The organism is Pirellulales bacterium, from assembly GCA_036499395.1.
In the GTDB taxonomy this organism is placed as follows: Bacteria; Planctomycetota; Planctomycetia; order Pirellulales; family JACPPG01; genus JACPPG01.
The window spans coordinates 1-5,370 of record DASYDW010000007.1 but is presented as its reverse complement, the minus strand read 5'-3'; the positions used below and the strand labels follow the sequence as shown (position 1 = coordinate 5,370).

The window sequence follows — 5,370 nt, the reverse complement described above, 5'->3', positions numbered from 1 at the left end:
GTCCACGTGCGAGCGAATCTTCTCCTCCTCGATCCGAATCACTCCCTTAAAGTTCTCGTCGCTTGCCGACCCTGCTAAATTGTCCATGGGGCAGTCCTTCCGTACTGATAGAGTTCGTGTGACAACAAACTTCTACCAGTTTCAGGACTGCCCCTTCAATTTGTGCGCAACTATCAGGACGTTATCCCGAGAAGTATCGTGTCAGCCCGGATTGGGTGCGTAAGCTCAAGCGTTTCCGGCGGCAGAGCGGTAGCTTTGCCGCTCGCCAACAGCGTGTGTCGCACGCCACCAAGCTCGATCATCAACTGCCCCGCTTGGAACAGTTGGTGCAAGAACGTCCGGACGCAACGCTCAAAGAGTTGCGAGAAGCGCTGGGCACGGTGTGGCGCGCATTGAAGCGGTTGCAGATCACCTTCAAAAAAAGTGATCCATGCCGCGGAGCAACAGCGGCCCGATGTCCAAGAGCGTCGCGCAGCTTGGGTCGTGGAGCGGCTCGGCTGGGATGCCAGTCACTTGGTCTTTATCGATGAGAGTGGCGCGCGGACCAATCTCATTCGCCAATATGGACGTTGTCTGCGCGGGCGGCGACTGGTGGCCTATGCGCCCCACGGCCATTGGAAGACAACGGCCTTCGTCGTCGCCTTGCGCGCCGAGGGACTAAGCGCGCCGATGGTGCTCGACGGTGCGATGAACGGCAAGGCCTTCCTGGCCTACGTTCAACAGGTGTTGGTGCCCACGCTGGAACCCGACGACCTGGTTGTGATGGATAATCTTAGCAGCCATAAAGCGGCCGGTGTGCGCCAGGCCATCGAACAGACCGGTGCGCGATTGATGTACTTGCCGCCCTACAGCCCCGATCTGAATCCGATCGAACTAGCGTTCAGCAAACTCAAATGGCTACTGCGATCGGCCGCCGAACGCACCGTCGACACGCTCTGGGCACGACTCGGACTGCTCGACGACTTCCCACCCCAACGGCTACACCGTGTCACCTACTTAGAAAGTGCTCTAGTCGGATGATTTGCTCACCCATGACCCGTCGAGTTTGAGGACAGTCGTCATGCCAAGGTTCCGTCACAAACGGTGCGGATTCCCACCGGACCAATGTCGCCCGCGAGAGCCCCCATTCCAAGGCGGTCGACGATAGCGGAGCGTTTTATTTGATCTAGGCCGCAGGGATTACCACGGAACTACGATTTCACCCGACCGGCCACGTCCTCACTACTCCAGTATGGGTAATGAGGCATCTCCATACAACCGATCTTACGACTACGACGAAGCCAATATGCACACTCGTTGCTATCATCAGTTCTTGAATAAAACGAAAGCGCCATTCGGGAGAGCGTGTCGTGAAGCTTTGTTTATCAGCAATGGCGTTGCTCTTGGCATGCGCAGGTTGTACGACCATGTCGTTAAAGCGGCATACGCTATCGCAACAGGCCTCGCCCACGGATATTCGCTTCCAACAGGTGCTCGACGACCTGGCGATGGTGGCCCGCGATCCGGCAGCACTTCCCGCGTACGCATCCATTTTCGCCGGTACCGCACAGATTACCGACACGGCACAATTGCCTTCGTCGACGACGTTGGGCCCCGGCGCCGTGGGAGCCCAAATGCTCACCCCGCAGTTGCAGCGTACCGTTTTCGGTAATTGGACACTCGACCCGATCAACTCCCCTGAGAAGTTGGAGGTCATCCGCTGCGCGTGCCAGTGGATCGTGTACGGTCCCGAGTTCGCGTCGCGCAGTGGTGGCAACCTGCTCGCAAGTCCGCTGCAGGCCCCTGGTCCGGGGCGGCATTTCGGCGTGCTCGATCGTCTGACAAAGCTACCATCTGGCTGGCTGCAAGTCGGGCGGAGTCGCGAGATCCCACGAAAGGCCAGCTACAAGGCGCGCTCCAATGGAACGTGCGTGTGGGTCATGCCCGAAGGGGTGCAAGGCTTGGCAGATTTTTCGCTGATCGTGCAGGATATCGCTAGGATCGATATCAACTCGCCGACATTGTACTGCCTCGCTCCTAAGGCCAGCGACCTTACCTTTCCTACCATGGGCATGGCAACGCCGAACTGTATCGTCCCTTGTGTGAAAACAAACTATATCGTCGCTGAAGTGAGCATTGGTCCGTGCGGCAATCTTGTACCTGACTTTCAGTATCTTCGTTACCGCGTCGAAAACGTCGGTTCCGACGCAAATTTGCGTAGTCAGATCAACGCGGCTGCTTCCGGACTTCACTAACGACAAGATCGCGATGTCCGCCGGCGAAGCGATTGGCGCGAGCGTGGTATGAACTCGCACACTTGCAACTCGGAAACAAGTCGCGTTTCGAAATGACGGACATGTCAATTTGCCGACGATACGAGAAACCGTTAGAAGAAAGACCAAGGATGCGGCCAAGGATCGATTGAATTTCAGGGAGCAAGTGGATTCATGGATGAGTCGATCAACTCGCGCGTCAAGCAGACGCCCCAGGTACGCGGCCTGCTGATGCTCTTGCTGCTACTTATTGCGAGCACCGCGGGCTGCGTCACCGGTTCGCTGGCCCGTCACACGGTGACGCAGAGTCAATCTGCGGCGGACTATCGCTACCAAGCAACCTTGAAAGCGCTGGCCGCCGTGGCGGCGAATCCCGGCACGCTGCCGTCGTATGCGCTACTGTCGAACGGTACCACGAGTGTCACAAACATCGGAATCGCCAATTCGGCAACTCTGTGGAGAGGAAACCCTCTTCAGTTCATACAGGATTCGCTCATGTTCACGGGCACGCATGCCCCCATGGTTCAATGGACGGTAAGCCCCGTCGCTGACTACACACAGCTCGAGGCATTGCGTGCTGCCTGCCGCTGGGTTCTCGCGGGTCCCGAGCAGATGGACGCCGATTCTCTGCACATTCTGTCGGATCCCGAAACTGACTTTACGCCAGGAACGCACTTCGGCGTGGTTGACCGCCTGTCGCGTTTGCCTCGCGGTTGGCTGCACGTCGGTGGGCTCCGTGACATATCGACCGATGCCTGCTATCGCGAGCACTGCGGCGATACGTGGGTCTCGGTCGGCCCCGATGGACTCACAGGCCTCGCTGAATTCACCTTGGTCATGCAGGACATTTCGACCCTCGATGTCGCTCCGTCCGACGGAACGCCGCCGGCCAATCAAACACCGCCCGTCCTGGTTACGTTGTGGCTTGTCGAGCCAACGATAAAACAACCGGCGCCGCCTGGCGGTCTGCCGAAGAAGCTTGCAGGAAAGGTCTACAGCGAGGGAACGATTCAGAATGACAGGGTTTTGGTTGACGGCCATTTTTCGATAACGGATCTCACTAATCCCGATGCTAAAGATGCCAAGGCCATCGACTACAGCGCGTATTACTCTCCTACACTCGTTTTCCGGTTTGACCGAGTGATCCGGCCCGAATGCAAATGTGAGATTGAGCAACGGCTCAATGCCAAGCTTTGGGACCAGTCGGATAGGTTGGATGCGGTGTGCATCTCGTGGGAAGAATGGATGGCTTGGACGACCCCCTATCAAGGCTTCCGCAGCTCAGTGAAACCCGGCTCGGCGTTATCCAAACCGCTAACACCGCCAGGACCACACCCGACGCCGCCGAAGAGCGTTTTACAGAGCCTGCAGGTCGTTGAGCTACCCGAAGGAACCGGAGAAGAGGTGCATCTACCCCCTGGAGCACCTGGTGCCCTCCCGCAGAATGAACATCCCATGAAACTCCCAGACCCGAATGCCCCGTATTGTGAATCGATGCGTGACTGACTCTTTACTGATAAAATGTTTTTGAATAGGATGTTCGTGTCTTTGGGCTAGGCGCCGTGTTTCTCGAGGCTCTCTTCCCAGAATCAAAACAAACGGCGGGCTACTCGCATGCCATCGAACATCTGCACGGTCACGATCGTTAACAACACCGATCCTGCCCAGAATATTTTTATTATCTCTATTTTTGGAACCTTTGTGTATTCCGACGAGTCTACCTCTGTGTTCGGAGATCAGGCACCAAATCTCAATTTAGCTGCCGGCGATCGCAGGCCTTACAGCTCAGCTCCCGGGAAGTACGTTACGCGATTTGTTGCGTACATTACAGCGACCGACCGCACTACTGGCGAAGAGCGCATTTTACAAGCCCAGAAGGCCGCCCATCCGGGAAACTTTCTTCGCGGCGAATTTATATTCGGCGTGCAAGTCTGAACATTTGAGGCCTCAAATGCAAACGCTATCAATCATCGAACTGGCCGCAGGCACCACCGAGGGATTGCCAACAGTCCCATTCGAAAGCAGCGAGGTTCGCGCTAGCGACCACTCTGCGACACTCGCGGCGTGCGAATGCCGTGAGATTTCAAGCGGTGCTGTATTTCCACTACTTGCTGTTCTAAAGATCGTCGAAATCTCGAGCGGATCAATCCGATCGCTAGATGAAACTGTTGCGATCGAAGACGCTGGTCGGCAGTCGCGGCCCGTTAAAGTCAAATTGCTAAAGAGTGCGCGCATCGGGTCCCTCGAATCCGCCGCAAGTCGCCGCCCATCGAAAACGAGCAGCCGAAAGACTGCGAAAAAGAAAACGACGGCCCAGACAATAGCGCGAAAGAGAACGCGCATACAATCGCGAAAAACAATTGAGGAATAGCCCTCGATCTGACTGTTCATCAACTCCCGTAGGATCATTGTGATGTCCTTAAAGGAGCCAAGCGGCTCTTCCATCCTCTCTCATTTATTGCTGAAGACCGACAGATCGGCTGACGGCGGGAAAGGAAGCTCAATGGTGCGAGTGACGCGCATGCCGTCCCCCCTGTCGTCCATCGGCGGCTCAAGGGTCAGCACCAGATCATTTCGACTTTGTACATAATCCGAGCGGACCTTAGCTTGAAGCTATTGCAATTGAAAGGCCTCGACTAGCGAGGCAGGAATCAATCGCAGTCTCCAGCTGTCCAAGGAACCACGTCGCTTTGATTCTAGTCTCGACAGATGATCGTTGTGTAGCCAATTTGTAGCCAAAGGGGCGGACGGTGGCGAACACGGCGGACAGTGGCGGAAACTAGTCCTCGCCCGAAGTACGTAACCGTGTACGGTTTGGGCGTAGATGCACAATCCTGGAACTGCGCGCAGGGCAACTCGAAATCAGGTGCCCCGCAAGGGGTTGAGGGTTCGACTCCCTTGCCCTCCGCTTTAGCCGAACTCTAGCCCCCGCAAACACTTGCGGGGGCTTTTTCATGCGCATTGGTCTCGCTGAGAGTGCCATTTTCGCAGCGCAAATGTAGCCAAGTTGTAGCCAATCTCGCGGACCCGATACGGTGGGCGCCGGAAAACAGCCGTGGACGTTCGTGGATCCCCGCCCGGCACACGATGGCGAATCTAAACGGACGTACGTAGATAA

3 protein-coding genes and 1 pseudogene are annotated in these 5,370 nt (G+C 56.5%); all 4 read left to right on the top strand.

Translation table 11 applies throughout. From position 1 onward, the window contains the following. Positions 1-429 precede the first annotated feature (429 nt). The 4 genes and pseudogenes from VGN12_01260 to VGN12_01245 all read left to right on the top strand — a co-directional run bounded on the left by VGN12_01260 (position 430) and on the right by VGN12_01245 (position 4,187). Positions 430-951: pseudogene (locus VGN12_01260) on the top strand (IS630 family transposase). Between the two features lie 455 nt (positions 952-1,406). Further along, complete coding sequence (locus tag VGN12_01255; GenBank protein ID HEY4308052.1) at positions 1,407-2,234, top strand: hypothetical protein; 828 nt, start codon at positions 1,407-1,409, stop codon at positions 2,232-2,234. 192 nt (positions 2,235-2,426) lie between these two features. Beyond that, positions 2,427-3,758 (top strand): hypothetical protein, encoded by a 1,332-nt coding sequence (locus VGN12_01250; GenBank protein HEY4308051.1) that lies wholly within the window; start codon positions 2,427-2,429, stop codon positions 3,756-3,758. Positions 3,759-3,866: 108 nt separating this feature from the next. Further along, the gene (locus tag VGN12_01245; protein ID HEY4308050.1) at positions 3,867-4,187 is read left to right on the top strand and encodes a hypothetical protein; all 321 of its coding nucleotides are present in this window, start codon (positions 3,867-3,869) and stop codon (positions 4,185-4,187) included. Positions 4,188-5,370: the final 1,183 nt, after the last annotated feature.

Coding starts and splice junctions, on each gene's coding strand:
- VGN12_01245 (HEY4308050.1), top strand. CDS start 3,867: ATGCCATCGAACATCTGCACGGTCACGATCGTTAACAACACCGATCCT.
- VGN12_01255 (HEY4308052.1), top strand. CDS start 1,407: ATGTCGTTAAAGCGGCATACGCTATCGCAACAGGCCTCGCCCACGGAT.
- VGN12_01250 (HEY4308051.1), top strand. CDS start 2,427: ATGGATGAGTCGATCAACTCGCGCGTCAAGCAGACGCCCCAGGTACGC.